This window comes from Serratia sp. BNK-17 (assembly GCF_048684935.1).
Classification (GTDB): Bacteria; Pseudomonadota; Gammaproteobacteria; order Enterobacterales; family Enterobacteriaceae; genus Serratia; species Serratia nematodiphila.
The window spans coordinates 4,567,683-4,594,044 of record NZ_JBLQTR010000001.1; the positions used below are offsets into that span (position 1 = coordinate 4,567,683).

A 26,362-nucleotide genomic window follows, 5' to 3' on the forward strand; every position below is an offset into this window, starting at 1 on the left:
GGTCATGATGGCCGGGCCTGTGCGTTAACGCTTAGACGATCTTCGGTTGGCCGTCCGAGGCGGTCGCCCCGCCATCGACCGGAATGTTGGCGCCATTGATAAAGCTGGCGTCGTCGCTGGCCAGAAACGCCATCACCGCCGCCACTTCTTCCGGCTCCGCCGCGCGCCCCAGCGCGATGCGCTCATTGAACTTGTCGCGGATCTCCTGCGGCCAGCCGTTGGTCATGTTGGTTTTGACCAGGCTCGGGCAGACCGAGTTGATGCGCACGCCGTCACCGCCGTGATCGAGCGCCATGGCGCGCGTCAGGTTGACCACCGCGCCTTTCGCCGCGCAGTAATAGGCCGCGCCCCAGTCACCGCCCAGGCCGGACACCGACGCGGTATTGACGATGCAGCCCTTGGTCTTCAGCAGGTGCGGCAAGGCGAATTTGGAGCAGAACACCACGCCGTCGATATCGACCCCGGCGATGCGACGCCAGTCGTCGACGCTGGTTTCCAGCACGCTGCCCGCCACGTGTACGCCGGCGTTGTTCAGCAGGACGTCGATGCGGCCCAGTTTTTCCACCACCTCGTTCATCATTTTTTCAACCGCGACGTGATCGGAAACGTCGATATGCACCGCCATCGCCCGGCCCTTCGGCAGCGAAGCGGCGACCTTGTCCACCGCATCCTTGGCCCAGTCGGCCAGCACCACGATCGCGCCCTCGGCGGAGAAACGCCGCGCCGCCGCTTCCCCCATGCCATTGCCCGCACCGGTGATAACCACGACTTTATTGTCAAAACGCATGAGACCTCCTCCATGTAAACGCATTTATATAAGTCATACAAATCTCATTGCTCCGAGGATAAGACTCAGGCTCCCTGAGAGCCAGTCAAAACGTGCGGTTTATTAACCAAAAGGAGGTATACGAATCATTTCAATGCGCTGAGTTAATCTTTATCGGATTTTGGCCAACATATTGATGGAGAAAATAAAATTCCAGGCAGTCACTATTTTCCTGGCAGATTATCAGCAAGCGGGATTATTGCGGATAGACGGTTATGGCCGCTCAGAGATAAGCGATGCGAATGAAAAAAGCAGCCGCCCGTCGGCGGCCGCGACTATTTTTTCTCGATGGGAACAACCAGCAGATCGACGTTCAACTCATTGATCGCCTGACGCGCCGAAGAAACCAGCCGGCTCCAGACATCGTGGTGATGGCCGAAGATCACCAGATCGAACCCTTTTTCCTTCGCCACCCGATTCAGCTCCTCCGTCAACGCGCCACGGCTGACGATCACCTCTTCCACCGGATAGGAAGACTGCCCTTTGATCGCATTGAGCATATTCTTCACCCGCTCCGAAAAGGTGCGATCGGTGTAGTTGTAATCGCCCACGCCCAGATCAACATAATAGCCGGCGCGGTGGATGTCGATATAGATCAGGGAAAGTTTGGCATTGAGCGCGGCGGCCAGTCTGGCGCCCTTGCCCAGCAGGAACTCGGCGTCTTCGCTGAGATCCGTGGCGACAACGATATGCCGGTAAGCCATGATGGCGGCCCTCCTCGTCAGATCCGTAAACAGGATGGCGCTCCTTGCCGCATGTTTCTTATGCATCTTAAGTTTAGCCCAGCGCCGGGCCGCTCGCCTGCCCCCTCGGCAAACGGTCGACGAGCGCCATCGCCTCGGTGCCCCAGGCATTCACCGGAATGTGCCGCATGCGTAACTCTTCCCGGCCGTCATCGGAGCGGCGGCGCGATCGGTCGGGTGGATTCTGTGCGGGATTCGTTATAAAACTAACGGTACTCTTGTTGTAACAGGCAATCTTCCATGATCGATATGTCCGCCGTACTCGCCGTTTTCACCGTGTATATTGTCGGCGTGGTGATCCCCGGCCCCAATTTCGTCGCTGTCGCTCACAAAGCCGTTTCAGCACGCCGGACAGAGGCGTTTGCCTTGGTGGCCGGCATCGTGCTGGTCAATCTGTTCTGGGCGAGCAGCGCCCTTCTTGGCATCGGCGTGGTTTTCGCCCTGTTCCCCTGGTTGGCTATGGCGATTAAAGTCGCCGGCGCTGGCTATTTAATGTGGTTCGGCTATCGGCTTATCGCCCAGGCGGCGCCCTCTTCCGGCACCCCAGCGGCCACCGGAAAAAGCGGTTTTCGCGCCGCCTTTCTACAGGGTATCGCCACCAACATCGCCAACCCCAAATCCATTGCGTTTTACGCCGCCGTCTTCTCATCAGCGGCGCCCGCCCATGTTTCTACACCGACTTTTCTCGCCATGCTGCTGGAAGTCGCGGTGATAGCCAGCTTGTGGTACGGGCTGGTGGCGCTGGTATTGTCGCACGCGCCTGTCGCCGTCGCCTACCGCCGCAGCAAGGCTTGGATCGATCGCGCCTGCGGCACCTTGATCATCGCACTGGGACTGCGGCAGTTACTCAGCCGATGATCGCGATCCCCAGCCGCTCCAGCAGTTGAGCGGCCTGGTGACTGTCCATTTTAACGCCCTGCAGATCGGTGGTGCGTAAATCCAACTCACCCAGTTCCGCGTTGCTCAGATCGCACTGGGTGACATCGGCGGCGCGCCAGTCGAAACCGGAGAATTCGCCGCCGGACAGATCGGAACCGCTGAAACTGGCGCCGAGCACCTGCGCCCCGTGCCAGCGGTTTTCCCACAGCTCGCATTTCTCCAGCACCACCTTGGCGAAGTTGGCATAGCTCAGGTTGCTTTTGGTGATATAGGCGCTGCAAAACCAGGTGCGGCTGGTGATCATGTTCATAAAGCTGGCGCCGCGAAAATCGGCGCCCTGCGCGCGACATTCGCGGATCTCCACCCCCAGCGCGCTGGCATGGCGGAAGTCGGCCATCGACAAATCGCAGCTTCTGAAGCTGGCGTCTTTCAGGATCGCGCGGCTGAAATTGCCGCCCTGTCGGCTGTCGCGATCGTAAAACTGGCAGCCGATAAACTCGGTACCGGTCAGATCGGCGCCCGAAAAATCGCACAGCATAAAACTGCCGTTTTCAATTTTTTCGCCGGTAAAGCGGTTACGGTCAATCTTTTCACCCTTCAACATCAGACTCATCGCAGCGCACCTGTTTATTTATACAGTCAGTGCGCATTTAATCCTATTCCGGCCGGGTTGGCAACCGTCGCCGATCGGCGGCCATCCGCTGCGGCCGGTTCGAACGCTACCTTGACGATACTGAACGTCTTGGTACTTTCCGCCTGAGCGACGTCAGCAAACAGCCGGGGGTAACGGGAGTTGACGACCCACACCTCGCCATCGCGCAGCGCGGCGCCGGTCGGCCCATCCAATCCCGGCGGCGCGGCGACCGCAGCGATACGCGCACTGGCCCAGCCGTCGGTCGAGGAGAGCAGCGTCACGTCACCGGACATGCTCCCCTTTTCACCCGGAAAAGACTGTACGATCACCAATTCATGGGCGTTTTTGAGCCGCAGCCCGTCCGGCCCTTTCAGCCGCTGCGGCAGCCTGATTTCACTTATCGCAAGCGTGGTATCCAGCGTCACCTTCCACAGCAGCCCGCGGGTGTAGTCCGCCGCAATCAGGAAGCCGTCCGGGTGATACACGACGCCATTGAGATAGGGCCGCGTGCCCTGCGCAGCGGCGGGTGCGTCGGCCGGCATCAAGCGCGCTGAGCGCACCAGAATCGATACCTGGTGCGTTGCCCGATCGATCTTGTAAATCTGCGGCTGGAAGCTGTCGGTGACGTAGATATTGCCCTGTGCGTCGAGCGTCAGATCGTTGGCCAGCGTCGGCCCATGGCTTAGCGATGAAAGGTCGTACGTCTGCTGCAGCACGCCGGTATCGAGATTGAACTCCAGCACCTGCGCCACGCGATTGCGCGTGCCGGCGGCAGAGTTGCGGGACACGCCCACGTCTTCGTTGCACACCAGCACCCGGTTGCGCTCGGCGTCCACCAGCATGCCGGAGGTGGTGATAAGCCCCGTGCCGGTGGAAAACCGCCGATAGCGGCCATCCGGGTAGACCAGGCCAAGCTGCCCACCGCGCAGGGAGGAGATAAGGAACGCACCGGCGCGTGCATTCCAGGCAATGCCCTCAGGGTAGGCGCCGGCGGGGTCCGGTGAAAATTCGATGCGTTGCGTGGCCTGCGCCTGCATAACGCCGCAGAGCAACAGCGCAGCGCCGGCCAACTGGGTGACGCGTCGGCAGCGCGGCAATAAGAAAGAAAAGAAGCTGAAGCGGAACATGAGCATGACCCTGATGAGGACTCGGATCGTTAGAGTAGGATCGCGCCGTTCACGGCACCAGCCGGGAAAAAGGCAATGCGCCACTAAAAAAATCGCAGTAATCGGCGCAAAAAAAAACCGCCCGAGACGGGCGGTTGACGTGACGGCGAACCGTTACTTCAGGGCTTCCTGAATGGCGTCGGCCATCGGGCCGATGTGCTTCTCCGCCGCCTTCAGCTGGAAGTCCACGCCGTTGCCGTCGTTGGTATCCGACAGCGTGGCCTTGATCAGTTCCAGCGCCGCCTGCACTGCCACCAGCCGTTTGTGCTGTTCGTCCGTGACCGGTTCGGCGCCCATATTGGCCGGATAGTAATGTTCTAACATCGCGATCTCCTTTTGATGACGTTAAACCTTAACCTACCAGAAAACCGCGCATTTATTAAGGAAACCCCGCCCGGTGCGGCCGAATGGCGATAAATTGCACTATACTGGGCAAACCCGCCCTCCTGCCACAGGATCACCGCCATGTCATTCCAGGGAAGCTGCCACTGCGGCACCGTCACCTTCTCCGTAGACGCCGAACTGCCGACCGAAGCCCTCAGCTGCAACTGCTCGATCTGCCGCCGCAAGGGGCTGTTGCTGTCGTTCTTTCCCATCAGCGCGTTCACGCTCAGCAGCGGCCAAGACCGGCTCAGCACCTACACCTTCAATCAGCACAAGATCCGCCATCAGTTCTGCCGAGTCTGCGGAGCCCAGCCCTTTGCCTACGGCACCGCGCCGGACGGCGCCGCGATGTGTGCCGTCAATCTGCGCTGCGTGCCTGACGTCGCGCTCGATGCGTTACAGATCCACAGCTACGACGGGGCCAGCGTCTGAGCGAATCGCGCGCTCAGTCGAAGGCGACCCAGCCGGCGTCGGTTTCGGCGGATTGCACGCAGCGCGCCACCCACTTCACGCCCAGCGCGCCGGCCTGCACGTCCGGGTACCAGAAGTCGGCCAGGAAGGCCGCGTCGCGCCGATCGGTGGCGTCCATCGCCAGCGCGAAGCGGCGGTAGAGATTCGACCAGGCTTCAAACAGCCCCTCCGCATGGCCGCCGCCGATGCGATCGTCCGCCAGCGCCGACGCGGCGAGATACGGCATGCCGCGCTCCAGGATCCGCACCGGTTCGCCCTGCACTTCGAAGCGCAGCTGATTGGGTTGTTCATCCCACCACTCCAGGCTGGCCTTTTCACCGACAATGCGCACCTTTTGGCCGTGCATCGAACCGCAGTTGACCGCCGAAGCCCACACGGAGCCGATGGCGCCGTTGTGATACTCCATCAGCACATAGGCGTTGTCCTCCAACGGCGCGCGCGACGGCACAAAGCTTTGTCGGCTGCAGAGCAGCCGCCGGATCTTCAGCTGCGGCGCCATGGTTTCCGCCAGGAACAGCGTGTGGGTCGCCAGATCGCCCAGCACATAGCTGGGGCCGACAAAGCGCGGATCGACCCGCCAGCGAGTGCTGGGATTATCCTGCTCCACCGGCGCGGCGTGGAAGCCGTGAGCGAACTGCATATTCACCAGCCGAATTTCCCCCAGCCGGCCATCGGCAATCATCTGCCGCGCCTGCAAAATCATCTGGTGCCCGGCATAGCCGTAGGTCACGCCGATGACTTTGCGCTGCCGCTCGCACAGCGCCGCCAGCGCCTGTGCCTCTTCGTCGCTGAAACACAGCGGCTTCTCGCACACCACGTGCAATCCCGCCTCCAGCGCCGCCCGGCAAATGGCGTAATGGGTGTTGTTCGGCGTGGCGATCGAGACCGCTTCGATGCCGTCCGCCCGCGCGGCTTCGGCGCGGAACATCTCGGCATAATCCGCATAACAGCGCTCCGCCGCCACGCCCAGACTCCGGCCAAAATCACGCCCGCGTTCGGCGTCAATGTCGAACGCGCCGGCCAACAGAGTAAACGCGCCGTCGCGCAAGGCCGCCGAACGGTGGATGTAACCAATCTGGCTGGTGCCGCCGCCGCCGACCATGCCCCAGCGCAACGATCTCGCCAAAGGTTTGCTGCCGTTGATCATCGTGTTTCTCCTGGTTAAAAGCCGAGGCCGCGCAAGTAGCGCAAGCTGGCGGTGACGTCCTGCAGGCTGCCCTGCACATTGCGCGGATCGCGCTCCTGCTCGATAGTGATCCAGCCCCGGTAACCGCGCTCGGCCAACAGCGCGCGCAGCTGCGGATAATCGATCGCCCCGCTGCCCAACGGGCACATGACGCCCTCAGCGCAGGCGGTGAAAAAATCGACGCCGCGCGCCAGCACCTCGCGGAACACCTGCGGATCGACGTCTTTGAAGTGCAGATAATCAAGACGTTCAAAGTGCTTGCTCAGCCAGGCAGCCGGGTCCAGCCCGGCGTAATACAGATGGCCGGTATCCAGGCACAATCCGGCGGTGTGATGCGGAATGTCCGCCGCCAACCGGTCGATTTCGTCGGCGAACTCGATACAGCCGCCGGCGTGCGGATGCACCACCGGCCGCACACCGTATTCCCGCCAGGCCAGTTCGCTGATGCGCGTAATGTGCCCGATCATCCTCTGCCACTCCGCCTGCGACAAACGCGGCGCTAAATCTGAACGCCCGGCGAACCTGGCGCGTTGCGGATTGCCGAAATCGATAATCACCAGGAACGGCGGCGCGGCGCGATCGCCCTCGGTCGGCTCCGCCCTGGGCGCCCGCGAGAGGTTGCGGCATATCCGATGCGTCAGATCCAGCAGGCGCTCAATGTTGGCCTCGCTGACCAGATCGTCAAAAATCGTGCCGGCCACCAGCGAAAGGCGATGCTGCTCCAGCGCGGCGCACAGCGCCTCGTTCTGCGTCGGCAGATAGCCCCACGGCCCCAGCTCGATGCTGCGGTAGCCGGCCGCCGACGCTTCTTGCAGAACCGTGGCGTAGGGCGGCAAATGGGGGTTGTTCGGATCATCCACGCCCCAACTGCAGGGCGCATTGGCGATAGGCAAAGTCATGGCGACGGCTCCTTTTTTGCAGGGAATGCCGGCAGTATCAAACAAAAATTCCAAAACTATCAATAATGAAAATTTTATTTTTTGATAGAGATCGCGCTATTTTTGATAAATTATTTGATAGTTTTTTATCAAATTAAGGCAGCACCTGGTTGCGCGCTGCTCTCGGCAACCACCACTCAGCGGCCGTCAGAGGTTTTCTTTGGTGATCACATCGAAGCGATTAATGATGTGGCGTAATCCCGGTTGTTCATCGGCGGCGAGCAACGTCTCGACGATCGTGGCGGCCAATTCGGGAATGCGGTGGCACAGCAGCAGATCCACCGTGCCGTCGAGCAGCGCCATTTCACCGCCCTGCACCGGGCCGTGGCACACCAGCGTGATGTCGCGCTGCCGGCCGCTCTCTCGCAACGCCTGAATAATGCCCTCCACACCGCCGCTCGGCGCGTACAGCGCCGCCAGCTCCGGGTGGCTCGCCAGCAGTTCACGCGTGACCCGGCGCGCCGTTTCCGCGTCCTCATGGCTGCGCACCGGTTCCAGCACGCGCTGGCCGCTCATCTGCTCACGCAGATAAGAGCGGAAACCGATCTCGCAGGCCTCCTGACACGTAAAACGGTTGTCGCCGATGATCACGCCGACGTCGCCCTGCCGCCGGCACAGACGGTCCACCGCCCAACCGGCGGTGCGGCCCGCTTTTTGATTATCCAGACCGATGTAGCCGGCGCGGCTGGGCACCGATAAATCCGACAGCAGCGCGAAGACGTTGATGCCCGCCTGGGCGGCTTCTTCTACGGCATAGTGGATCAGGGGGTGATCCAGCGCCAGCACGCCGATCGCTTCCACCTGGCGGCTCAATTGGCTAATGGCGGCGGCGGTGTCGCCGATGGCATTGAGAGAGTGAAAGATAAACTGCGGCGGCTGACCCGGCTCATGATACGGCGCCGCTTGCGCCATCAGTTCATCAGCCAGTTGCGCATAGAAAGAGTGTTCGCGCCGCAGCAGGATGAACCCCATTCTCAGGCGGCGTTCCGGCCTGCCCAGCACCGCCGACAGGCAGTGGGACTTCTCCAACGCGAACCCCAACTTTTTCGCCGCCTCAATCACCCGGCGCTGGGTGACGGGCCGCACCGACGCGCGTTGGTTGATCACCCGATCGACGGTGGCGATGCCGACCCGCGCCTCTCTGGCGATGGCCGCCATGGTGGTTTTCTTGCCGCTCATGTTCATCTCCATCAACGATTTGATGGGAAAATATCATAGCCGTTGCCGCCCCTGATGTGATGCCGTTCGCGATTAACGGTAGACGGAGAACTTCTTGGTCAGCGGCTTAAGCTGCTCGGTGTCACCGTAGAGCGCCACCGCCACGAAATCCAGCTGCTCGTAAGGGGTATTGGCGGTGTCGGCGATCTGCTGCTCGGCGGAGTGCGACAGCATTGTGGTGGTGAAGAAGTTGGACAGCACGCCCTCCTCCTTGCATTTGAGGATCAGGTTGCTGAGCTGGCTGCTGTTTTTAGCCTGCAGGATCACGATCGGGTAGTGGCTCATATTGGCACTGACGCCGTCGAGGCTGCTCGGATAGTGGTGAAACTCGCGCTGCTCGATCAGATCGGTGATGCCCGCCGTCAGATGGCAGGAGGCGTTAAACAGCGTGGCCGGTTCGTGATTGCGGTTGAGGATGATATAAAACTTTTTCTCGTTGTCGCTGTACATACTCTTCTCCTTGAATAGACAGCCAGTTTTACCCAACCGGCGCACGGTTTCAAGGCGCGATAAGGGGCCGCGTCCGGCCCCGTGATAGCACTGCCGGCTCAGACCGCGCCTTCGCCAGGCCCCAGCGGCTGGGCCACCTGATGCAGCACGGTGATGTTCTGCAAAATAGTGCCGCCGTCGATCGGTTTCATCTGGCCGTCGCGATCTTTATAGTGCGTCGGCTTGGCGCCGTGGAAGAACAGCCCGGCGTTGACCTGCACGCCCAGATAGCCCGCGCTGGCCGGCAGGCGCTGCACGTCGGTCCAGGGGTTAGAAACCGGCACATACTGGAAGCCTGCGCTGGTCTTGGCATACAGCGGGCGCAACAGCGTGACAAAGGCCATCATCGGCGACAGCGCCTCTGTAAAGATCTGCACCGGCCGATCGACCGTCATCAAGAAACCCTGCGGCTGCTCCTCAACCGTGTCGAGGCTCAGGCTGCTGCTGATATCATCGCCCCGGCCGCCATAGCTCCATTCAATGGCCGGCGCCCGACTCTCGTTCATCATCTCTGACATACACTGCTCCTTATAAAGTGAATTCAACACGCCTGCTGCGTGCCGGAACAGTAAACCGCTGCAGGGGGGCGAGCGTCCACGCCGGGCGGCACGCTGGCGCACCAAACAACGAGGCGCGCAAATTAAAGCTCGAAATGAATAATTTCCCCACGTGACAGCGCAGCATTTGAACGACTTCTGTCGTAGCGCAGACGCATAGTGAGGGCGTTACCGCCACTGGAGAGTGTTATGACTGCGATTAAACCGGACGCCATCGACCGCATTTCCCCCGCCGCCACGCCCTGGCTGGCCGTCATCAACGTGCTGTTCGCCGGCATCGCCGCGGCGCTGCACGTGGGCAAGGCCACCATCGCGCTGCCGGCGCTGCAGGCCGAGTTCGGCCGCTCCCTGGAGGCGCTCAGCTGGGTCATTTCGGCCTTTCCCTTCGTCGGAGTGTTCGGCGGCATCGCCGCCGGGCTGCTGGTGCGCCGCTGGGGCGACCGGCGCCTGCTGGCGCTCGGGCTGCTGATCATCAGCGCCGCCAGCTTCGCCGGCGCCACGCTGCACGACTTCAGCGGGCTGATCGTCAGCCGCTTTGTCGAAGGCCTCGGCTTCGTGATCGTGGTGGTTGCCTCGCCGGCGGTGCTGAACCGCATCGTCGCCCCGGCGCAGCGCAACCTGGTGTTCGGCATCTGGAGCACCTTCATGCCGGCGGGCATCGCCATTTCACTGTTTTTCGGCCCGCATCTGGCCGACTGGCAGCAGAGCTGGCAGGCCGGTGCGGCGTTGACGCTGCTGGCCGCCCTGCTGCTGCCGCTGACCACGTCCCGCCGCGTCGCCAAGGCGCACGTTCCGCCGTTGCCGCTGCGACAAGCGCTGGGCGCGATGCTGCGGGCGCGCCAGCCGCTGTTGCTGGCGCTGATGTTCACCGCTTACAACCTGCAGTTTTTCTCGGTAATGACCTTTTTGCCGATCTTTCTGATGCAGCGCATCGGCCTGTCGCTGGCGGCCGCCGGCGGCATCAGCGCGGCGGCGGTGGCGGCCAACATCATCGGCAACCTCGCCGCCGGCGTGCTGCTGTCGCGCGGGCTGCCCGCCAGAACGCTGCTCGCCGCCACCAGCCTGTTGATCGGGGTCTTCGGCGTCGGCATTTTCCTGCCGATGACGCCCAACGGCCTGCTGATCCCGCTGTGTTTCCTGTTCTGCGCCATCGCCGGCATACTGCCCGCCACCATTCTGGCCGCCACGCCGGCGGCGACGCCGGAACCGACGCTGCTGCCGCTGAGCCTCGGGCTGGTGATGCAGGGAAACTACCTCGGCCAGGTGATCGGCCCGGTCGCGCTGAGCGCCATCGTGGCCGCAGCCGGCTGGGCGGCCCCGGCGTGGCTGGTGCTGGCGGCGGCAGTGTCTGGAGCGGTATTGGCGCTGGCGGCTACGCTTGCGTCAGGAAATCGATGAATTTCCGCACCTTCAGCGGGACAAAGCGCGCATAGGGGTAAAGTAGGATGAAGGGACGCGAGGCGCCGGCGTAATCTTTCAATACCTCGACCAGCGCCCCGCTGCTCAACTCTTGTTCGACGGTAAAGCGATACACCTGCATCAGTCCGGCGCCGCTTTTCACCAGCGTCAGCGTGGCGAGGTAATCTTCCTGGCAAAGCCAGCGCCCGGCAGTTTCCACTTTGCTGTTTTCGCCCTGAACCTTAAACGTCCAGGCGGTTTTTCTGCCGGTGCTGGGCAACGCATACTGAATGCAATCGTGCCGGGCCAGATCCGCCGGCGTGAGCGGCGCAGGGTGGCGTTGCAAATAGCCCGGCGTCGCCACCACGATCAGTTCAGCCTCCTCCAGACGCCGCGCCGCCAGGCCGGAGTCGTTCAGCTCGCTGCCGCGAATGGCGACGTCGAATTTATCTTCGGAGAAATCGATATTCTGATTGCTGACGTGCAGATTCAGCTTGAGATCGGGATAGCGTTGCGCAAACTCGGGCAAACGCGGCAACAGCCTAAAATGCGCGTACAGCGTCGGCGCGCTGATGCTGAGCGTGCCTACCGGTTTGTCCCGTTCGCCGGAAATGCTCGCCTCGGCCTCCATCAGCTGGCTCAGCGCCCGGCGACATTCCAGGTAATAACGCTGGCCGGCATCCGTGACGCGCATCTGGCGTGTGGTGCGGATAAACAGCTTCGCCTGCAATCGCGTCTCCAGACGCGCGACCGAGCGGCTGACCGCCGCAGGGGTTATCCCGGCGGCATTGGCCGCTGCGGTGAAGCTGCCGGTTTCTACCGTCAGGCAAAACAGCTCGATGCTGCCCACCTGAACGTCGTCAAAATGGCGTTGCATGTCTCTCCCTGCCAATTCATTACATAAGGTATAAATTAAAGTTCTTTCCTCCTCATTTTTCAATCATCAGGTATGGATTACCGTTCACGTACGATCAATCCCTATCCTGTCGAGGAGAGAAAATGAGCAAAGTAAAAACGGTCATCGTCACGGGCGCATCGAGCGGCTTGGGCTTCGCCATCGCGCAAGCCTACCTGGCGCGCGGCTATCAGGTTGTCGCAAACGCCCGTTCGCTTGAACGGCTGCAGGCGGCGGCGGACAAACTCGGCCGCCCGGCCAATCTGCTGCTGGCGCCGGGAGACATTGCGCTGCCGGAAACCGCCGAGCGGTTGTTCAGCCTGGCGATACAGGCTTTTGGTCAGGTAGATATTCTCATCAATAACGCCGGCATATTTATCGCCAAGCCGATCGCCGACTATACGCCGGAGGAGGTCGACGCGATGGTGGCAACCAATCTGAAAGGCTTCTTCTACCCGGCGCAGGCCGCCGCCCGGCATATGCAGCAACGCGGCGCCGGCCACATCGTCGCCATCACCGCGTCGATCGCCATGCAGCCCAACAGCAAAGTGCCCGCTTTGCTGCCGGTGCTGATTAAAGGCGGCCTTAACCACGCCGTGCGCGAGCTGGCATTGGAGTTAGCGCCGCACAACGTGATGGTCAACGCCGTGGCGCCCGGCATCATCGCCACGCCGATGCATCAAAATGATGAACAGAGCCTGGCGCAGATGCGGCAACTGGCGCCAACCGGCCGCGTCGGCCAGCCGCAGGACATCGTCGATGCGGTGCTGTATCTGACCGACGCCAATTTCGTTACCGGCGCGGCGCTCGCGGTTGACGGCGGCGCCACCGCCGGCGTCTGGTGAAACCGGGGAGAAACGCCATGCCATACGTCAACATTAAAGTGACCGACGAAGGGGTCAGCGCCGCGCAAAAGCGCATGCTGATCGAGGGAACCACTATGCTGCTGGAACGGGTGCTGAATAAGCCACGCCACACCACTTTCGTGGTGATTGACGAGGTAGCCACCGACAACTGGGGCGTCGGCGGAGAGAGCGTCACCGCCCTGCGCGCCAAAGAACGAGGCGAATGACGGGCGATTTATTCTGGGGATCCAGTGTCGTAGGGTACAGCTGCTAGTTATCGTTATCGGGTCTGCGTGGTGAGATCAATCACGCTCAGCGCGAAGGATAAGGCCAGTGATGGTCCAGACCCGATAATGACAAGGCGCCGGTCGCGGCAAGATAAACCAGCACGCCGGCGAAAGCGATCAGCAGCACCTTTTCGATAACGGCAAGTCGTTTGTGTTCAGTCATTTGCATACTCCTTCGTGGTATCGGGCGAACGGCCGCCCTCCTAAAAACTAGGAAAGCCTGGCGCAGGCGGCAAGCGCGGCTCACAAAATGAAACACAATCGATAAATTTTGTTAATTATTTAGCCCTCTTTATTTTCTCACGCCGCCGCCTGTTCACCGTGCGGCGCCCGCCTTGCCCTTAATAACCCTATGGAATACGCCACTAAAAATCCCCTACCGGTTAAGCAAAGGTGATGATAGTGTTGTTTTCATTCAGTTCATCTATGCTGAAAATTCATCTTTTGAGGGACGACTATGATGTCTAAAGGCATTTCCAAGGGATTCTTTATTCTGATCCTGTTCATCGTTACCGCCGCTTTTCTCGACGTGCTGGGGCCTTATTACTCCTCGGTGCTGTGGGCGGTTATTCTGGCGGTGATTTTCCATCCGGTGAAAAAGAAGTTGAAGCAGTACGTCGGCGAACGCAACGGCGTGGTGTCGCTGCTGACGGTGGCGCTGATTTGCCTGATCGTGTTCACGCCGTTGGCGATCATCGCCTCGTCGCTGGCGATGGAATTCAACGTGATCTACACCAAGCTGCAGACCAACAACAGCCAATTGCCGACCATGCTGGCGGACTTTATGCGCCACCTGCCCGGCTGGGCGCAGCGCTTCCTGGCGGAGCATAACCTCAACAGCGCCGCCGAGATCCAAAAGCAGCTTTCCGAGGTGGCGCTCAAGGGCGGGCAATATCTGGCGGGCAGCGTGTTCCTGATCGGCAAGGGCACCTTCAACTTCGTCGTCGGCTTCGGCGTGATGCTCTATCTGCTGTTCTTCCTGCTGAAAGACGGCCCCTATCTGGTGAACCTGGCGCTCGAAGCGCTGCCGCTCTCCCAGCACGTGAAACACCACCTGTTCGTCAAGTTCGCCGCCGTCTCCCGCGCCACCGTCAAGGGCACGGTGGTGGTCGCCGTGGTGCAAGGCGCGCTCGGCGGGCTGGCGTTTTACTTTACCGGCATCGACGGCAGCCTGCTGTGGGGCGCGCTGATGGCATTCCTGTCGATCATCCCGGCCGTGGGCTCCGCCATCATCTGGGTGCCGGCGGTGATCTACTTCTTCGCCACCGGCATGCTGTGGAAAGCCATTTTCCTGGTAGTGTTCTTCGTGGTGGTGATCGGCCTGGTGGACAACATCCTGCGCCCGCTTCTGGTGGGCAAAGACACCAAAATGCCGGACTACCTGATCCTGATCTCCACCCTGGGCGGCATGGAGATCTACGGCATCAACGGCTTCGTCATCGGCCCCTTGATCGCCGCGCTGTTCATCGCCTGCTGGAACATCCTGTCCGGCCGCGACAGCGAGGAGAACATCGAAGAGATCGACGAAGAATTTATCGAGGAAGGCAAAAACCATCCCGACGCGGTGGAGTAAACCTCCCGCAGCGAATCACGCAGGGGCCCGTTTGGGCCCCTTTTTTGTCTGTGGTATCCTTGCCAGGCTCACAAGGAAGAACGGGTTTCGTTATGCTTATTTTCTACGCCACGCTGGCCATCGCCTTCACCCTGCTGTGCCTGCTGGCCTTTATCTTTTGTGCTTACCAGCTTTCGAAGCACGGCGACGTCAAATTTTTGGCCTCGCTTTCGGTGCTGATCTTCGCGCTGCTGGCCTTCTATGCCGCTTATGGCTACGTCAGCACCTGGCTGCAACAGCAGGCGGTCGATGTCCGACTGTATTAGCGCAGCGGGATAAAAAAGACCTGCTCCGGATCGCCGTCATCGAGATTGTCAATCTGGCCGCTGGCGACAAATCCGGCGTTCAGCAGCAGCCGCTGCATCGGCAGGTTGGAACGATTGGTGGAAGTGAACAGCTTCGGGTGTCGGCAATGGGACTTCAATGCCGTAATCAACGCCTGCCCGACGCCCCGGCGGCGATAGCGCTCGCCGACCATCAGCATCTCGATAAAACCGCAGCCGAAGAAGTGATAGTGCAGTACGCCATAGCCCATCACCACGTCCTGTTCCTCGGCAAGATAGCAATCCCCCTGCCCGCACCAGGCCCGGATCTGCGCCGCGCGCTGCGGTTCGTGTTCGGCGACGCTGTCGAGGGCGATCAGGGCTGCGACATCGGTTTCAGTGGCAAGACGAACAAACATGTTTATCCCTTCATTCTGATGGGGGGCGGCGACACCGCTTCAACGAAACGGCAACCGAAGCGGGATAATTTTTACATCCCCGCCGAATTTTGTAATCCTATTATAGAGTTACTAAAACACACGCCAAGGAAGGAAAGCTTTTCCCGATGAGCATACCGCAAATACCCGCCGCCCTGCTGTTTACCCTGCTGCTGGCGGGCTGCCAGTTCCACAAAACCGTGTTCCCGCCGCCGTATATCGGCACCCCGCAAGAGATCAGCACCTACGAAGTGAAAGGGCTGACGTTTGTCACCACCGTCACCTTCAGCGGCCTGTTCGCCGAAGATCTGGTGCGCGAATACGCACAGAAACATCACTATCGCTACTATGTGGTCACGATGCGCAGCAACGGTTTTAAAGACCGAAGCGAGCGCGTGAGCGCGATGATGTATCGGTAAGAGTACCGGCCTACAGCAGCAGGGCGTGCTGAAAACGAAGAGTCCCGGCACAAATTGGAATACGTGAGACCTCAGACAGACAGCAATGACACGGCGACAGTATTAGAAACCAGACCGAGACGATACATCGAGGTGAAGTACCCCAACGCAAAAGCCACTCCTCAAGAGTGGCTGCAGGGTGAATAGGTTCAGTCAATTTATGCCCATCACCTGGTTAGCCATCAGGCCTGTTTGGTGAGTCGGGTATAGTTTGCCTGCACTGTCGGCCCCCAAACACCGTCACGCTGCCGGACTTCACCCCCCACAATATCCTGGAACCCAACGCACTCGCCATGGACGCAAACAGCGGCGCTCAGAAGCTGACGCTCATTAACGCCATGGACTTGTAGATAGACGTCCGTCGGAAGCGGCTTTCCATTGGCGTCAATGGGGATTGCCAACATGCTTGCGCTATAGTTGCCAAACATCTCGTCGTCATTGAACTTGTAAAGCTCCACGTAGTTCTTCCAGACTTCAACGCCGTCGACTTTATAATGACATTGCAGTTCCGCTAAAGAGGCCCCCGCGTTGTCCTGCATCGCAATGGTGTCAAAGCTAAACTCAATCACTTGCTCGCTCATGGTATTACCCCTTTCAAATATCCATTTGGTCATCGGGCAACGACTCAATACTTGCCGATAACAATTCACTACTGACCGCTATCATTCAGCCGGCCAGTTTGACTATTTCGTTAGCATTACTCAGCGCCGATCAAAACAGTGATGCATTTTGGCGTTTGGCCACCATCATTTGTTTCACCGACCCCTTGAATAGAAACAGATTCATTAGCCTGAATGTATCCATTCCAGCTATTAGTTCCTGTATCTCCCATTGATGGGGCACCGGGAATAACAATGCCGGCAGCAGCGGCTTCCGCCACATTTACGCCATTAAAAATCACCTTGTGTTTAGCACGTGACTTCCCACCTTTAGCTACGGCTAAAAGCAATGGAACCGCAATGCGACGGCGGTAGGGAACCGGCGGAATGTTGAAAACATAGCCATTGTCCAAGAAGTGCGTTTCTGTAGCGTACATATTTAACCCCTTGTAATTTTTGATGTTATCGCATTCATCTCAGCGACACATAAACTCTACAGCAGAGTTGAAAATCGAGAAAACGATAGGGGTTGTAGCATGTCTGACACTACATCGCAGGCATAAGAAAGGTTAAAAACGAGGATCCCAAGACCCGTTCTCACTCCGCCACCAAATATACTGACTGTAACTGCTTCTCCCCCTAGCCACGCCTGCGATTTCCGCATACCTTACCTTTTGGCGACCAATTTCTTTGGTTCTGCCATACCGATCGCCGTTTTCCCTGCCTCGGGCAGCTATAATCCAAAAAGTGGAGTTTTTTGAAAACGATAAGGAGGGAGTATGTATAAAACTATCCTGGTTCCAGTCGATATTACCGAGCCGGAATTAACACAGCAGGTCATCCCGCATGTCAACGCGCTCGCCAGGCTCGAAGACTCCCACGTCCATTTCCTGGCGGTGATCCCGTCGCGCGCCACCTATGCCGCTTTCGGCTTTGCCGCCACGGCGGCGATAGAAACCAAAGACGAAATCATTGCGGTAGCAACCGAGGGGCTGGCAAAAGCGGCCAAAGAATTCAGCGTGCCTGAAGATAGAGTGACCACGCACGTTGCCGTCGGCGATCCCAAAGATCAGATCCTGGAGCTCGCCGATGCGCTCAACGCGGAGATTATCGTGATGGGTTCCAACCGCCCTTCTGCGATCACTTATCTCCTCGGCTCCAATGCCACCGCCGTCGTCCGCCACGCCAATTGCCCGGTGCTGGTGGTGCGTGAATCGGCTAACGCCACTCAGTGAACCTGTCCGACACCTCACACATATTTGAACCGTAAAAAAACGGGAGCCCTAAGGCTCCCGTTCTCATTTAACGCTTCAACACCATTACATGTGTTTTACGATAGCGTCGCCAAACTCTGAACATTTCAGCAGTTTAGCACCTTCCATCAGGCGTTCGAAGTCATAGGTCACGGTCTTGGCGGCGATGGCGCCTTCCATGCCTTTAACGATCAGGTCAGCCGCTTCGAACCAGCCCATGTGGCGCAACATTAGATTGCAGTCTTTATCATAACCAATTGAATATAATAATAAAAACCACATTTCATTTATGTGATTGTATCATTTTAGGCAATTCGTAAGTCTATGATTATAACTAATGTTTATCTGGTTTTGATAACGCCTTTGACTACGCTCACCGTCATGTGGGCAACGGTACACCCGCGGCCAGAGCGGCTATCGAGGAAATGCCGCGGGAAGCATGGGAAAATGCAGATGAATAATTTCAACCATGCCTCAATCAAGTGTACTAGCCCCAACTTGAATCTGACACAGCTAATCTCCAGAGCCAATCTGACAGTCCGCTCGGTGCCAAGAGAGGACATTGCCCGCACGAATATATCCATTAATGAGGGCAATTTTGCAGTAGTTTTGCTTCATTCAGACTTGTCAGAAGAACATCCTGACAGCGCAATAAACCAGTAAAAGCGCCAGAATGCGATTAACTAACCGGCCATGTTTGTGAAACAGTGACTGGAACATATGACCAGCCAGAGCCCAGACCAGATTCCCTAAGCAACCTATGATGGCAAGTAGGATACTAACGGCAGTAACCCATAAAACATTCTGCGTATACGGCAAAACAAATGCAGACAGGGCGGTAATGCCATAAAGAATAATTTTAACGTTGGCAAACTGAAGCCAGAAACTCACCCAAAAACTGAGTGGTTGAGTTGCGTTCTCAGAGCTGTCTGATGAACTGTTAGCAATGCGCCATGCGAGCCAAAGGATATACGCAGCACCAGCCCACACCAGCCAGCGGGTTGCTGACGGCAGTATGCTGATCAAACTAAAGGTAAAGGCGCCGCAGACCAGCATAAGCGCCAAAAAACCTGCACTCATTCCTGCCAATGTACGAAGGCTATTCCGAAAACCATATTGATTCACTGAGCTAAGCGCCAGGATGTTATTCGGTCCGGGTGTTAACGCGGTAATCAATGTATATGTCAAAAAACCACTAATGATTGTTGGTGTCACTTGTCTTCTCCTTGTTACCGGAGCATAGTAGCCAGGCAAAAACATTCAAAAAAGCGAATGTTTTTAAAGTCACAGTTTCAATATTTAGATGTTTACGTTTGAGGAAGCTTTATGGATCTGCGTCGATTCATTACGTTTAAAACGATTGTTGAAGAGGGATCTTTCGCTCAAGCCGCACGTAAGCTATGCTGCACTCAGTCAACCGTGACCTTTCAGATTCAACAGCTTGAACAGGAACTCTCTTACCCAGTCTTTGAAAAAGTGGGCAGGCGGATGGCGCTCACACCGGCTGGAAAATTACTCTTACCGCAAGTACGCGAGCTGACGCGCGTACTGGAAGGAATACGCCAGATTTCCACCAGTGAAGAGATCGTTGCTGGTGACTTGCGAGTGATGGTTGGAGAGACATTACTGGCATACAAAATGCCCGAGGTTTTAAGACTGTTCAGGTTAAAAGCGCCGAAGGTACGCTTGTCACTGCAATCTGTTAATTGCTATGTGATCAGAGATTCGCTGCTTAACGATAATACCGATCTGGGCGTGTTTTACCGTGTGGGACATGATGAAGCATTACAGATGGAGTATTTCGGACAACAGGAATTAGTACTTGTTGCATCCCCGCAATTCCCTGATTTCGATTTTACCCAGATTGAACAGCATATTCCGGTAAGCTTCATTATCAATGAGCCTCAGTGTGTTTTCAGGCAGATTTTCGAATCCACCCTTCGTGAAAGAAAGATCACATTAGACAACACGATTGAACTGTGGAGTATTGAGAGCATAAAAAAATGCGTAGCCGGAAATCTTGGCATTTCATTTTTGCCGCGATTTAGCGTGTTGCGCGAACTCGAATCCGGTGAACTGAAAGAGCTTCCTTTCTCAACTCCCTCATTGTCAATTACTGCTCTTTGCGCTCACCATGCTGGCAGAACATTAAGCCCGGCGATGAAAATTTTCATTGACTGTATGCAGGAATGTCTGGGTCGTTAGGTTCACTTATCATCTTTGTAGACGTGTTCTGATGCTCGTCAGCAAAAATACGTCCTCAAAGGCGGAGCAATTGCGAACTTCCGCTCCTCGCTCAAAGCTGACTGCCAGATGAAATTTTGTCTCTGGTTTAGTACACCCGAGCGCGTGGAAGGTCACTTAGCCGTGTCGTGTATGCCGGTGAAAGTAGCTCACGCTTCATTGACCACGACTGGTGTGCCCCTTGCCCAGCGAACCATAGCTGGGCCCTGCCCGAGTTATTGATCCGATCAAGTACACCCATCAGTTGCTCGCTGTTATGCCGTGGTTTGTTCTCATCGAACAACACCAACTGAGCCACGCCCTGACTGTAAAAATCCTGCAGCATCACGCCGCCTTTTTGATACCGATGACCGGGTTGCCAAATCGCATCAAGGCAACGCATAGCCGCGGCGATAATGTCGCGAGTATCCTGTGTGGGTACGCTCAGTTTTATGCTTGCGGTGTTGCCGTAGTATTCCTCATTGATGGCAAATGGGCTGGTTTTGAGCCACGCGCTGACATGCCGGCAATACTGATGCTCCTCCCTCAGCTTCTCCGCTGCACGCGTCGCGTACATGCAAATAGCCTGATGCATCTGGTCATACTCGGTGATCCGGTCACCGAAGCTACGGCTGCAGATGATTTGTTGTTTTGTCGGCGCAAACTCCTCCAGCTCGAGACAAGGCTGACCACGTAGCTCACGCACCGTTCGCTCAATGACAACGCTGAAATGCTTGCGGATCATCGCAGTGCTTGCATCGGCCAGCTGTAGTGCCGTTTCAATCCCCATCATGTTGAGCTTTTTCGATATCCGGCGTCCGATACCCCAGACCTCATCGACAGACACGAAGCTCATCAATTTGCGCTGGCGCCCTTCATTGGATAGATCCACTACTCCACCGGTCTTGTTCCACTTCTTCGCCGCGAAGTTTGCCAGCTTGGCTAACGTCTTGGTTTGGGCAATGCCAACACCTACAGTTAGCCCTGTGTTGCGCAGTACCTTGGCCCTCACCTGACGACCGAAAGTATCCAGATCAATGCAGTTACGAACGCCAGTCAGATCAAGGAAACTTTCGTCAATTGAATACACTTCCACGCGAGGTGCCATCTCTTCTAAAACAGCCATCACACGCTGAGACATGTCTGCGTATAACTCATAGTTGCTGCTGAACGCGATGCCCCCAGCTCGCTCAAATTCCCGCTTAATTTTGAAATAGGGTTCTCCCATCTTTAACCCTAACGCCTTCGCTTCCTTGCTCCTGGCTACGACACATCCGTCGTTATTCGACAGAACGACAACAGGACGCCCTCGCAGATCTGGTCGCCACAACGTTTCGCAGCTCGCGTAGAAGCTGTTCACATCAGCAAGCGCATACATCACTTGAGCCTCGTTATCGAAGATACGACAACACCCATCACCTCCAGATCGTCGCCGCCGTCATGAAGCAGGATCGGCTCATACTTGGGGTTCATGGGTTCCAATTGCGCGCGAGGATGCAAACAGAGGCGCTTCACGGTGAACTCGCCGGCTATGTTGGCAATCACAATATCGCCATGAGAGGGGCTGATGCTACGATCAACCACAAGCATAGAGCCCTCAGTGATGCCGGCCTCAAGCATGGAATCACCTGTCGCATAGAGAAAATAGGTCGCATTGGGATGGCTGATACAGTACTCGTTCAGATCGATGCGCGAGCTGACGTAATCTGCTGCGGGGCTGGGAAACCCCGCCGGCACCTTATCGGCGAACAGCGGGATTTTGAGCTTGGTTGGGTTTGGTGTTGGATAAAAGAAAGTCATAATGTTGCCTTGTCACTGTGTTTTTATACAGTATATACGCAAGATTTTGACGGGGGAAAGTTCGGATTTTTGTTAGATAGGTAGGATATTGATCGGTAAAGAAAGATAGTTTTGATGAATGAAGATGAAGTTCTACCAGTATTTGGCCTACGTGAATTAAGTACACAAGCACGATAAAAACTGAAGCCATTATACGTTCCCCCAACACAACTGTAGTTCTGTGGCCCCTACCGAGGCATTTCCATGTACAGACAAGCCTGGTAGTCACCTGGCTAATCGTAAGCGATCGTTTTCAACGATCAATCTGCAACTAATTGATCGGCAATACCCATTTGCAACTCCAAGATAATACACGCACCATTAATAATGATTTTCATATGGAGGTGTATCATGTCTGCACACAACATGACGTTTTGCAGAACGTGCGGGTTATGGATAACTGAAACCACCGGTTGGGCAAACGGCGAACCGAGCTACTGTGAGAAGTGCAAGCCACCATCAATTTTAAGACGTGCTGCGACAAGATTCAGAAACATTATCCGAACGATATTTATTGGTATGATTAAAAGATAAAAAATCCACCAGCACCAAGGATACTAAAAGAGGCAGATTATCAGCCTCTTTTTCTTTATAAACTTCAATGTAATTATGGTACCGATTGAGCCATGTCCCCAAACGTATATTTAATGCTGACATTCCACGCAATTCCCTCCTTGTAATCTTCTAAAGCGCCGGACGCTACATCCATTAATTTAACGGGAGCACCAACAATAGCCAATATCATGACAGAATGCTGACGCCAAACCCCTCCGACCCTTTTATTTGTTGCCCCCACGCTTAACGTGTATTGCAATGGTATCCCTGACGTGTCACACGGTATTTTACCCAAGGTGATATCAATGATGACCGCGCCGCTGGCCGTACTTGGCACTCGGCTAAGCATTACCGTATTCTTGACTCGCCAAATCCCCCCCGTTTCACTAAACGCGTTATCCTGAGTGAAATCAGGCCCCGCGCCGGTACTTACATACGTGCCAGTAATGCCTACGCAAGGGGCCTTGTAACGGTCTAACAGAAGTCCCGCATCACTCTTACTCAGCAGATTATTCGCACTAGGGTCTAACGTGATATCACCAGGCCCCCCGCCACCAAGTAAATCAGTGATGTCTTGTATTTTTGCTGCCTCAGTCACCCCATTGTTAACTACAGGAACCAAAGCAGAGAGTTTTAATTTATCGGTAGGTGGCAGTTTAGAGATTGACAACGATAATTCATCGTCTCGACTATTTATAACACCTGACTTTATTTGTTGAGCAGTACGGGCACGATTTAACCTTTCCATTATTTATCCTTCCGCGAATAACGTTAATTATAATAGCCTATGCCATCAGCTTTATTTTCTTTCTTGGCCGCCTTACTGCCTGCCTGCGGTTTAATATCAGTGACCAGGTTAAACGCCATCGTCAGGCCGGAGCTGTTCAACGAGAACGCCAGGGACTCAATTAACCAGGTGCGATCCTCCTCTTCACCAAAACCGGCTGTTGTTATCCGAGTCTCTGCCGTTAACGGGACGTACTGCGGCCGTCCCGGGCCGCTCAGCGTCATTCTCCGCTCGTTACGGTTGGCCTTCGTCATTTTGGCTTTGGCGCTGCTATCAGCCTGGGCCTTGCTCGGCTGCGTGAACGGGTTAGCCTGGTCAGGCCCGTTATGCTCGAGTGATTGCGTTTTAGTCCGGCCGTCGGCGGCGTCGTAGTATGCAACGCTCACCTTGCCCTTTTTGCCTTTGCCGTCCGCCGTCTTCGCTGGCTTTTCTGTGGTAGCGCCGCGCTGGCCATCTGAATAACTCCACGATGTCAGCGCCTCCCGGGTGATCGTCACATTGGTAAGCCGGCGCCCGCTCGCGGTCGTCGCCTCTCCTTGTTCCAGGAATAGCCAATAGCCGCCGGCAGGCTTGCTAACCGCGTTATACGTTCGCGCCAGGCGAGTCATCAGCGCGGCGTCAGACTCTCGCACCTGATCGATATGCTCGATCGCAATGCTGGCCAGCTGCTCGGCAACCTTCGGGATCAGTCCGTTATCCTTTGCGACCGTCGTCACAATGTCCCCGAGTGTCACAGCGTCCCAGCTGCGGCTTTTCTGGCTCTGTACGTCTCCGGGTTGCTTTTGTGCATTCATAGGGGCTGCAGTGGCATACAGCACGATTTTTCGCGGCGGCCCGCTGCTGGCGCGGCCGGATACAACAAACCAGCCCTTGTCGACCAGTTGGCCATTGAATCCCAGGGAAACCCGGAGGCGGGCGCCCTTTGGCGGTAGTTTTAGGGTTTCAGACAGGAGAGTGATCTGCAGCTCGTCAGCCTTGCCAGTGGCGCCACCGTTATCGGTCAGGCTGAGATCAACCAGGTTTTCTCGCAGAATCGCGGTAATATCTCGCCCCTCTGCAGTTATGCGAAATTCTGGCCGAAATTCGGCCGGCTGTTTTTGTTGCATCGATTAATCCCATAGCTGTATCGGCGATTCTGGCGTCGGCGTCTCAATGTCTGGCAAGGTGATGACTATCCCCGCCGGATAGACGGCCCCCAGGGCCGCCAGTTCGCGATTTGCATCCAAAACCGTTACAACGGTTTGGGAAAGGTTCTCCGTGCCATAGTGAGCCGCACAGACGGCATCCAGCACATCGCCCTCACGGGTTAGATAATTCGTCGGCATAGTGTTTTATCGTGATCGAGTAGGTTTTCTTGCGGGGAGCGCCACCAGGCAGAAACGCCGGCGTCGTGTCGGTAAAATCGGTAATGACCCACCAGCCCAATACATCGCCGGCGCTGCTCACCAACTGCTGAGGCTCCGCCTTGTCAGCCAGGTCATACAGCGCATCGATACTGGCCACGCCGTTCCTAAACTGTGAGTGCGCCTCTCCGTCCATTTTGACGGACCGCGCCGATTTCCCTGTGTACTGCAGTAAGTCCTGCCGGCCGATCCGTTCCTGCTCACTCCAGCGCCAACGGGCCTCACGCGTCAGCTGGTTATACGTCGCCGTATCGATGGAAAATTCAAAATTGCCGAGCATCATCATGATGCTGGCGCTGTCTGCCGGCTGCCTGGCTGAATAGGCGCCGGTGATCGTGCCGATAATGTCTACCATTACCAGGCCTCCGCAGGGTCATACATCGCATTATTGCCGTTGAACACGTCCATGTTTTTCAGTGATGAAACCGCGCTATCCGCCACCGCCTGCGCATCCTGGCCAGGTTGAGCGATCACCGTCATATTCACCTCTTGCCGGCGATTGTCCGTCATCGTGGGCTTGTCGCCGGCAGCGCCCTGATTGGTCAGCGATGAAAGGAAAGCAAACGCGCCATCTAATGGATCATCGCCCTTATCCGTCTCACCGATTGCGGCTAACATCCGATCGTCCGCCTTGTCCCAATATTCGCCCGGGCTGAATACGCGTTCAGAGGTCACGGAATATTGCGTATCGCGGTAAATCCCCTGCAGGGTCTTTTGCTTCTCCGGGTCTGCCAGAATTGACTCAAGCCAGGAACCTAGCCCGTGCGACTGCGCAAAATCACGCGCGCCGGCAATGTCACCGCTCCCGAGTGAGCGCACTATGGCTTTTTTGTCGCTCTGCTCGTTAGGTAAAAGCCAGGACAAACGGCGGGCAATGGCCAGAAACAGCTTTGTTACGGTCATGATGCCGTTGGCGAACTCCACCAGGTTCGGGATCCATTTGTTCCTGATCGTGGTGGAGATAATTTCTATGCCGCCATTTTTGAACCAGGCGGAAAGCTCGTCCGCCAGCTGCGTCACTTTCGGCGCCAATGATCCGCCCAGCTTGCCGGCGATTTCCTCAACGGCCGACCCCCACACGCTGCGCAGATTGCTAAACGCGATATTGCCGCGAATGGCGCCATCTGCGCCTTCTTTCGTCACCAGGTTGTAACGCTTCTGCTGATCCATCAGCTCTTTGTAGCTCTTACCGGTCAGGCGCATGTACGTCAGGATTTTGTTCGCCTCGCCGCCCATCAACATATCAACAGCGGACGCCGCTTCCTGCTCGTCTTTATGGGTTAGCGCACGCTCCATGATCTTCTCAAACTGCTGCTCATTGGTCAGGCCGGCAAAGTCGCCGGCGCCAAATTTCAGCATCTTGAAAGCATCGTTAAGCGAGGATTGCTCCCCGGTCGCCTTATATTCGCCGGCTTTGTTCTTCAGCTCCTCGAGGAGGTCCCCGAAGTTTTCACCGTTCAGCCCCATTTGCTTTCCGAAGCTGTCCCAGGCGTTATACGTCTCGATGCCCACGCCATAGGTTTTCGCTTTGCCGACGGCTTCAGCGGTCCGGGCATTCATGTTCACAGGGGAAAGGATCGCGCCGGCAGCGGCAGCCAGCGCGCCACCGCCGAGCGTCATCCCGATCCCCGCTTTCAGCGTGCGGCCGACCGCCGTTTTTGCGCCGGCACCGAAGCGGCGCAGGCGTTCGGCGCGCTGCAAATCACGGTTAAAGGCCTCCTGAGCGGCATCCGCTTTTTTTATCTCGCGCGTCACGCCGGCATAGTCGCGTTTCAACCCGGAGATATCTTTGCCGGCTAACTTCGCCTTCTTCATTTCCAGCGCAAGCGCCTTCTGTTGCTTGCCCAGCTTTTCAGACTGTTTTTCTACAGAACTCAATCCCTTTTTCAGGCCGTCCGTAGAACGGCCCCAGGAGGAGTCGATATTGCCGCCGAAACTGATAACGGCCTTTAATTTCTGGCTAAGTCCGGCCACGATTGATTATCTCCACTTCAAGCACCAGAAAATCGCTAAACAC

Annotated in this window: 33 protein-coding genes and 1 pseudogene; 10 read left to right on the top strand and 24 right to left on the bottom strand. The window is 56.9% G+C overall.

The features are described 5' to 3' along the window. Positions 1-31 precede the first annotated feature (31 nt). Both ACMGF7_RS21720 and ACMGF7_RS21725 read right to left on the bottom strand, forming a co-directional pair. Positions 32-787: an SDR family NAD(P)-dependent oxidoreductase gene (locus tag ACMGF7_RS21720; protein WP_004941275.1), complete on the bottom strand. Its 756-nt coding sequence runs from the start codon at positions 785-787 to the stop codon at positions 32-34. Positions 788-1,101: 314 nt separating this feature from the next. Continuing rightward, positions 1,102-1,530 (bottom strand): universal stress protein, encoded by a 429-nt coding sequence (locus tag ACMGF7_RS21725; RefSeq protein WP_033633267.1) that lies wholly within the window; start codon positions 1,528-1,530, stop codon positions 1,102-1,104. Positions 1,531-1,809: 279 nt separating this feature from the next. On the opposite strand from ACMGF7_RS21725, the gene ACMGF7_RS21730 reads away from it, so the two are divergent. Then, a complete protein-coding gene (locus ACMGF7_RS21730) occupies positions 1,810-2,427 on the top strand; it encodes a LysE family translocator (RefSeq protein WP_420286645.1) in 618 nt (205 codons plus the stop codon). On the opposite strand, the gene ACMGF7_RS21735 is transcribed toward ACMGF7_RS21730, so the two are convergent. From ACMGF7_RS21735 to ACMGF7_RS21745, 3 genes are all read right to left on the bottom strand, one after another. After that, positions 2,417-3,061, bottom strand: coding sequence for a Qnr family pentapeptide repeat protein (locus tag ACMGF7_RS21735; protein WP_015377630.1), 645 nt, complete (start codon positions 3,059-3,061; stop codon positions 2,417-2,419). The genes ACMGF7_RS21730 and ACMGF7_RS21735 overlap by 11 nt on opposite strands. A gap of 26 nt (positions 3,062-3,087) precedes the next feature. Next, a complete protein-coding gene (locus tag ACMGF7_RS21740; protein ID WP_197798809.1) occupies positions 3,088-4,209 on the bottom strand; it encodes an SMP-30/gluconolactonase/LRE family protein in 1,122 nt (373 codons plus the stop codon). A gap of 153 nt (positions 4,210-4,362) precedes the next feature. After that, positions 4,363-4,572: a hypothetical protein gene (locus ACMGF7_RS21745; RefSeq protein WP_004941260.1), complete on the bottom strand. Its 210-nt coding sequence runs from the start codon at positions 4,570-4,572 to the stop codon at positions 4,363-4,365. Positions 4,573-4,713: 141 nt separating this feature from the next. Here ACMGF7_RS21745 and ACMGF7_RS21750 point away from each other — a divergent pair, with 141 nt between their 5' ends. Next, positions 4,714-5,064 carry a GFA family protein gene (locus ACMGF7_RS21750; RefSeq protein ID WP_197799851.1) on the top strand — a complete coding sequence of 117 codons (351 nt, stop codon included), beginning with the start codon at positions 4,714-4,716 and terminating at the stop codon, positions 5,062-5,064. A gap of 13 nt (positions 5,065-5,077) precedes the next feature. Here the strand turns inward: ACMGF7_RS21750 and ACMGF7_RS21755 are convergent, their stop codons facing one another. From ACMGF7_RS21755 to ACMGF7_RS21775, 5 genes are all read right to left on the bottom strand, one after another. Continuing rightward, positions 5,078-6,250, bottom strand: a complete 1,173-nt coding sequence (locus tag ACMGF7_RS21755; RefSeq protein WP_021505534.1) for a Gfo/Idh/MocA family protein — start codon at positions 6,248-6,250, stop codon at positions 5,078-5,080. A gap of 14 nt (positions 6,251-6,264) precedes the next feature. Continuing rightward, positions 6,265-7,188 (bottom strand): TIM barrel protein, encoded by a 924-nt coding sequence (locus tag ACMGF7_RS21760; RefSeq protein ID WP_197799849.1) that lies wholly within the window; start codon positions 7,186-7,188, stop codon positions 6,265-6,267. Between the two features lie 186 nt (positions 7,189-7,374). Beyond that, positions 7,375-8,406 (bottom strand): LacI family DNA-binding transcriptional regulator, encoded by a 1,032-nt coding sequence (locus ACMGF7_RS21765; protein WP_015377625.1) that lies wholly within the window; start codon positions 8,404-8,406, stop codon positions 7,375-7,377. Positions 8,407-8,478: 72 nt separating this feature from the next. Further along, a complete protein-coding gene (locus tag ACMGF7_RS21770; RefSeq protein ID WP_004941246.1) occupies positions 8,479-8,895 on the bottom strand; it encodes a DUF2000 domain-containing protein in 417 nt (138 codons plus the stop codon). 98 nt (positions 8,896-8,993) lie between these two features. Next, entirely contained in the window at positions 8,994-9,452 is a 459-nt protein-coding gene (locus ACMGF7_RS21775; RefSeq protein WP_015377624.1) for a hypothetical protein, read from the bottom strand. A 228-nt stretch (positions 9,453-9,680) separates the two neighbouring features. Between ACMGF7_RS21775 and ACMGF7_RS21780 the strand changes: the two genes are divergently transcribed. Beyond that, entirely contained in the window at positions 9,681-10,889 is a 1,209-nt protein-coding gene (locus ACMGF7_RS21780; RefSeq protein ID WP_049240213.1) for a CynX/NimT family MFS transporter, read from the top strand. Here the strand turns inward: ACMGF7_RS21780 and ACMGF7_RS21785 are convergent. Beyond that, complete coding sequence (locus ACMGF7_RS21785) at positions 10,864-11,766, bottom strand: LysR family transcriptional regulator (RefSeq protein WP_049240214.1); 903 nt, start codon at positions 11,764-11,766, stop codon at positions 10,864-10,866. The genes ACMGF7_RS21780 and ACMGF7_RS21785 overlap by 26 nt on opposite strands. 122 nt (positions 11,767-11,888) lie before the next feature. Here ACMGF7_RS21785 and ACMGF7_RS21790 point away from each other — a divergent pair, with 122 nt between their 5' ends. Then, positions 11,889-12,629, top strand: a complete 741-nt coding sequence (locus ACMGF7_RS21790) for an SDR family NAD(P)-dependent oxidoreductase (protein ID WP_015377621.1) — start codon at positions 11,889-11,891, stop codon at positions 12,627-12,629. Positions 12,630-12,646: 17 nt separating this feature from the next. Continuing rightward, complete coding sequence (locus tag ACMGF7_RS21795) at positions 12,647-12,856, top strand: tautomerase family protein (RefSeq protein ID WP_049240215.1); 210 nt, start codon at positions 12,647-12,649, stop codon at positions 12,854-12,856. 85 nt (positions 12,857-12,941) lie between these two features. On the opposite strand, the gene ACMGF7_RS21800 is transcribed toward ACMGF7_RS21795, so the two are convergent. Then, positions 12,942-13,079 carry a hypothetical protein gene (locus ACMGF7_RS21800; RefSeq protein ID WP_004941229.1) on the bottom strand — a complete coding sequence of 46 codons (138 nt, stop codon included), beginning with the start codon at positions 13,077-13,079 and terminating at the stop codon, positions 12,942-12,944. A 294-nt stretch (positions 13,080-13,373) separates the two neighbouring features. Here ACMGF7_RS21800 and ACMGF7_RS21805 point away from each other — a divergent pair, with 294 nt between their 5' ends. Continuing rightward, positions 13,374-14,489 (top strand): AI-2E family transporter, encoded by a 1,116-nt coding sequence (locus ACMGF7_RS21805; RefSeq protein ID WP_033640590.1) that lies wholly within the window; start codon positions 13,374-13,376, stop codon positions 14,487-14,489. Between the two features lie 92 nt (positions 14,490-14,581). Further along, positions 14,582-14,794, top strand: coding sequence for a hypothetical protein (locus tag ACMGF7_RS21810; protein WP_015377618.1), 213 nt, complete (start codon positions 14,582-14,584; stop codon positions 14,792-14,794). Here the strand turns inward: ACMGF7_RS21810 and ACMGF7_RS21815 are convergent. Then, complete coding sequence (locus ACMGF7_RS21815) at positions 14,791-15,210, bottom strand: GNAT family N-acetyltransferase (RefSeq protein WP_015377617.1); 420 nt, start codon at positions 15,208-15,210, stop codon at positions 14,791-14,793. The genes ACMGF7_RS21810 and ACMGF7_RS21815 overlap by 4 nt on opposite strands. A 146-nt stretch (positions 15,211-15,356) precedes the next feature. Here ACMGF7_RS21815 and ACMGF7_RS21820 point away from each other — a divergent pair, with 146 nt between their 5' ends. After that, entirely contained in the window at positions 15,357-15,647 is a 291-nt protein-coding gene (locus tag ACMGF7_RS21820; protein ID WP_015377616.1) for a hypothetical protein, read from the top strand. 221 nt (positions 15,648-15,868) lie between these two features. On the opposite strand, the gene ACMGF7_RS21825 is transcribed toward ACMGF7_RS21820, so the two are convergent. Together ACMGF7_RS21825 and ACMGF7_RS21830 are read right to left on the bottom strand one after the other, a co-directional pair. Beyond that, entirely contained in the window at positions 15,869-16,267 is a 399-nt protein-coding gene (locus ACMGF7_RS21825; RefSeq protein WP_152903399.1) for a hypothetical protein, read from the bottom strand. 116 nt (positions 16,268-16,383) lie between these two features. Further along, entirely contained in the window at positions 16,384-16,722 is a 339-nt protein-coding gene (locus tag ACMGF7_RS21830) for a hypothetical protein (protein ID WP_049208761.1), read from the bottom strand. 342 nt (positions 16,723-17,064) lie between these two features. Here ACMGF7_RS21830 and uspF point away from each other — a divergent pair, with 342 nt between their 5' ends. Beyond that, positions 17,065-17,520: a universal stress protein UspF gene (gene uspF, locus ACMGF7_RS21835; RefSeq protein WP_004941216.1), complete on the top strand. Its 456-nt coding sequence runs from the start codon at positions 17,065-17,067 to the stop codon at positions 17,518-17,520. 84 nt (positions 17,521-17,604) lie between these two features. Here uspF and ACMGF7_RS21840 read toward each other — a convergent pair. Both ACMGF7_RS21840 and eamB read right to left on the bottom strand, forming a co-directional pair. Then, positions 17,605-17,772: pseudogene (locus ACMGF7_RS21840) on the bottom strand (isocitrate/isopropylmalate family dehydrogenase); the annotation flags it as partial. Between the two features lie 393 nt (positions 17,773-18,165). After that, complete coding sequence (gene eamB, locus ACMGF7_RS21845) at positions 18,166-18,753, bottom strand: cysteine/O-acetylserine transporter (RefSeq protein ID WP_395277722.1); 588 nt, start codon at positions 18,751-18,753, stop codon at positions 18,166-18,168. A 111-nt stretch (positions 18,754-18,864) separates the two neighbouring features. On the opposite strand from eamB, the gene ACMGF7_RS21850 reads away from it, so the two are divergent. Then, the gene (locus tag ACMGF7_RS21850) at positions 18,865-19,743 is read left to right on the top strand and encodes a LysR family transcriptional regulator (RefSeq protein ID WP_420286651.1); all 879 of its coding nucleotides are present in this window, start codon (positions 18,865-18,867) and stop codon (positions 19,741-19,743) included. Positions 19,744-19,870: 127 nt separating this feature from the next. On the opposite strand, the gene umuC is transcribed toward ACMGF7_RS21850, so the two are convergent. The 7 genes from umuC to ACMGF7_RS21885 form a co-directional block, all read right to left on the bottom strand. Continuing rightward, positions 19,871-21,139: a translesion error-prone DNA polymerase V subunit UmuC gene (gene umuC, locus ACMGF7_RS21855; protein WP_265260056.1), complete on the bottom strand. Its 1,269-nt coding sequence runs from the start codon at positions 21,137-21,139 to the stop codon at positions 19,871-19,873. Beyond that, the gene (gene umuD / locus ACMGF7_RS21860; RefSeq protein ID WP_420286654.1) at positions 21,139-21,561 is read right to left on the bottom strand and encodes a translesion error-prone DNA polymerase V autoproteolytic subunit; all 423 of its coding nucleotides are present in this window, start codon (positions 21,559-21,561) and stop codon (positions 21,139-21,141) included. The genes umuC and umuD overlap by 1 nt, the downstream gene beginning before the upstream one ends. Before the next feature lie 646 nt (positions 21,562-22,207). After that, the gene (locus ACMGF7_RS21865; RefSeq protein WP_420286656.1) at positions 22,208-22,903 is read right to left on the bottom strand and encodes a hypothetical protein; all 696 of its coding nucleotides are present in this window, start codon (positions 22,901-22,903) and stop codon (positions 22,208-22,210) included. A 23-nt stretch (positions 22,904-22,926) separates the two neighbouring features. Next, a complete protein-coding gene (locus tag ACMGF7_RS21870) occupies positions 22,927-24,048 on the bottom strand; it encodes a contractile injection system protein, VgrG/Pvc8 family (RefSeq protein ID WP_420286658.1) in 1,122 nt (373 codons plus the stop codon). Between the two features lie 3 nt (positions 24,049-24,051). After that, complete coding sequence (locus ACMGF7_RS21875) at positions 24,052-24,267, bottom strand: tail protein X (RefSeq protein WP_085337420.1); 216 nt, start codon at positions 24,265-24,267, stop codon at positions 24,052-24,054. Then, positions 24,242-24,700 (bottom strand): phage tail protein, encoded by a 459-nt coding sequence (locus tag ACMGF7_RS21880; protein ID WP_049232666.1) that lies wholly within the window; start codon positions 24,698-24,700, stop codon positions 24,242-24,244. The genes ACMGF7_RS21875 and ACMGF7_RS21880 overlap by 26 nt, the downstream gene beginning before the upstream one ends. Further along, a complete protein-coding gene (locus tag ACMGF7_RS21885; protein ID WP_420279541.1) occupies positions 24,700-26,319 on the bottom strand; it encodes a hypothetical protein in 1,620 nt (539 codons plus the stop codon). Before ACMGF7_RS21885 ends, ACMGF7_RS21880 begins: the two co-directional genes overlap by 1 nt. Positions 26,320-26,362 lie beyond the last annotated feature (43 nt).

Coding starts and splice junctions, on each gene's coding strand:
- ACMGF7_RS21830 (WP_049208761.1), bottom strand. CDS start 16,722: ATGTACGCTACAGAAACGCACTTCTTGGACAATGGCTATGTTTTCAAC.
- ACMGF7_RS21795 (WP_049240215.1), top strand. CDS start 12,647: ATGCCATACGTCAACATTAAAGTGACCGACGAAGGGGTCAGCGCCGCG.
- ACMGF7_RS21740 (WP_197798809.1), bottom strand. CDS start 4,209: ATGTTCCGCTTCAGCTTCTTTTCTTTCTTATTGCCGCGCTGCCGACGC.
- ACMGF7_RS21755 (WP_021505534.1), bottom strand. CDS start 6,250: ATGATCAACGGCAGCAAACCTTTGGCGAGATCGTTGCGCTGGGGCATG.
- ACMGF7_RS21745 (WP_004941260.1), bottom strand. CDS start 4,572: ATGTTAGAACATTACTATCCGGCCAATATGGGCGCCGAACCGGTCACG.
- ACMGF7_RS21720 (WP_004941275.1), bottom strand. CDS start 787: ATGCGTTTTGACAATAAAGTCGTGGTTATCACCGGTGCGGGCAATGGC.
- ACMGF7_RS21730 (WP_420286645.1), top strand. CDS start 1,810: ATGATCGATATGTCCGCCGTACTCGCCGTTTTCACCGTGTATATTGTC.
- ACMGF7_RS21750 (WP_197799851.1), top strand. CDS start 4,714: ATGTCATTCCAGGGAAGCTGCCACTGCGGCACCGTCACCTTCTCCGTA.
- ACMGF7_RS21850 (WP_420286651.1), top strand. CDS start 18,865: ATGGATCTGCGTCGATTCATTACGTTTAAAACGATTGTTGAAGAGGGA.
- ACMGF7_RS21870 (WP_420286658.1), bottom strand. CDS start 24,048: ATGCAACAAAAACAGCCGGCCGAATTTCGGCCAGAATTTCGCATAACT.
- ACMGF7_RS21765 (WP_015377625.1), bottom strand. CDS start 8,406: ATGAGCGGCAAGAAAACCACCATGGCGGCCATCGCCAGAGAGGCGCGG.
- ACMGF7_RS21760 (WP_197799849.1), bottom strand. CDS start 7,188: ATGACTTTGCCTATCGCCAATGCGCCCTGCAGTTGGGGCGTGGATGAT.
- ACMGF7_RS21725 (WP_033633267.1), bottom strand. CDS start 1,530: ATGGCTTACCGGCATATCGTTGTCGCCACGGATCTCAGCGAAGACGCC.
- ACMGF7_RS21785 (WP_049240214.1), bottom strand. CDS start 11,766: ATGCAACGCCATTTTGACGACGTTCAGGTGGGCAGCATCGAGCTGTTT.
- uspF (WP_004941216.1), top strand. CDS start 17,065: ATGTATAAAACTATCCTGGTTCCAGTCGATATTACCGAGCCGGAATTA.
- ACMGF7_RS21880 (WP_049232666.1), bottom strand. CDS start 24,700: ATGGTAGACATTATCGGCACGATCACCGGCGCCTATTCAGCCAGGCAG.
- ACMGF7_RS21780 (WP_049240213.1), top strand. CDS start 9,681: ATGACTGCGATTAAACCGGACGCCATCGACCGCATTTCCCCCGCCGCC.
- umuD (WP_420286654.1), bottom strand. CDS start 21,561: ATGACTTTCTTTTATCCAACACCAAACCCAACCAAGCTCAAAATCCCG.
- ACMGF7_RS21825 (WP_152903399.1), bottom strand. CDS start 16,267: ATGAGCGAGCAAGTGATTGAGTTTAGCTTTGACACCATTGCGATGCAG.
- ACMGF7_RS21735 (WP_015377630.1), bottom strand. CDS start 3,061: ATGAGTCTGATGTTGAAGGGTGAAAAGATTGACCGTAACCGCTTTACC.
- ACMGF7_RS21800 (WP_004941229.1), bottom strand. CDS start 13,079: ATGACTGAACACAAACGACTTGCCGTTATCGAAAAGGTGCTGCTGATC.
- ACMGF7_RS21770 (WP_004941246.1), bottom strand. CDS start 8,895: ATGTACAGCGACAACGAGAAAAAGTTTTATATCATCCTCAACCGCAAT.
- ACMGF7_RS21865 (WP_420286656.1), bottom strand. CDS start 22,903: ATGGAAAGGTTAAATCGTGCCCGTACTGCTCAACAAATAAAGTCAGGT.
- ACMGF7_RS21805 (WP_033640590.1), top strand. CDS start 13,374: ATGATGTCTAAAGGCATTTCCAAGGGATTCTTTATTCTGATCCTGTTC.
- umuC (WP_265260056.1), bottom strand. CDS start 21,139: ATGTATGCGCTTGCTGATGTGAACAGCTTCTACGCGAGCTGCGAAACG.
- ACMGF7_RS21875 (WP_085337420.1), bottom strand. CDS start 24,267: ATGCCGACGAATTATCTAACCCGTGAGGGCGATGTGCTGGATGCCGTC.
- ACMGF7_RS21810 (WP_015377618.1), top strand. CDS start 14,582: ATGCTTATTTTCTACGCCACGCTGGCCATCGCCTTCACCCTGCTGTGC.
- ACMGF7_RS21815 (WP_015377617.1), bottom strand. CDS start 15,210: ATGTTTGTTCGTCTTGCCACTGAAACCGATGTCGCAGCCCTGATCGCC.
- ACMGF7_RS21775 (WP_015377624.1), bottom strand. CDS start 9,452: ATGTCAGAGATGATGAACGAGAGTCGGGCGCCGGCCATTGAATGGAGC.
- ACMGF7_RS21790 (WP_015377621.1), top strand. CDS start 11,889: ATGAGCAAAGTAAAAACGGTCATCGTCACGGGCGCATCGAGCGGCTTG.
- ACMGF7_RS21820 (WP_015377616.1), top strand. CDS start 15,357: ATGAGCATACCGCAAATACCCGCCGCCCTGCTGTTTACCCTGCTGCTG.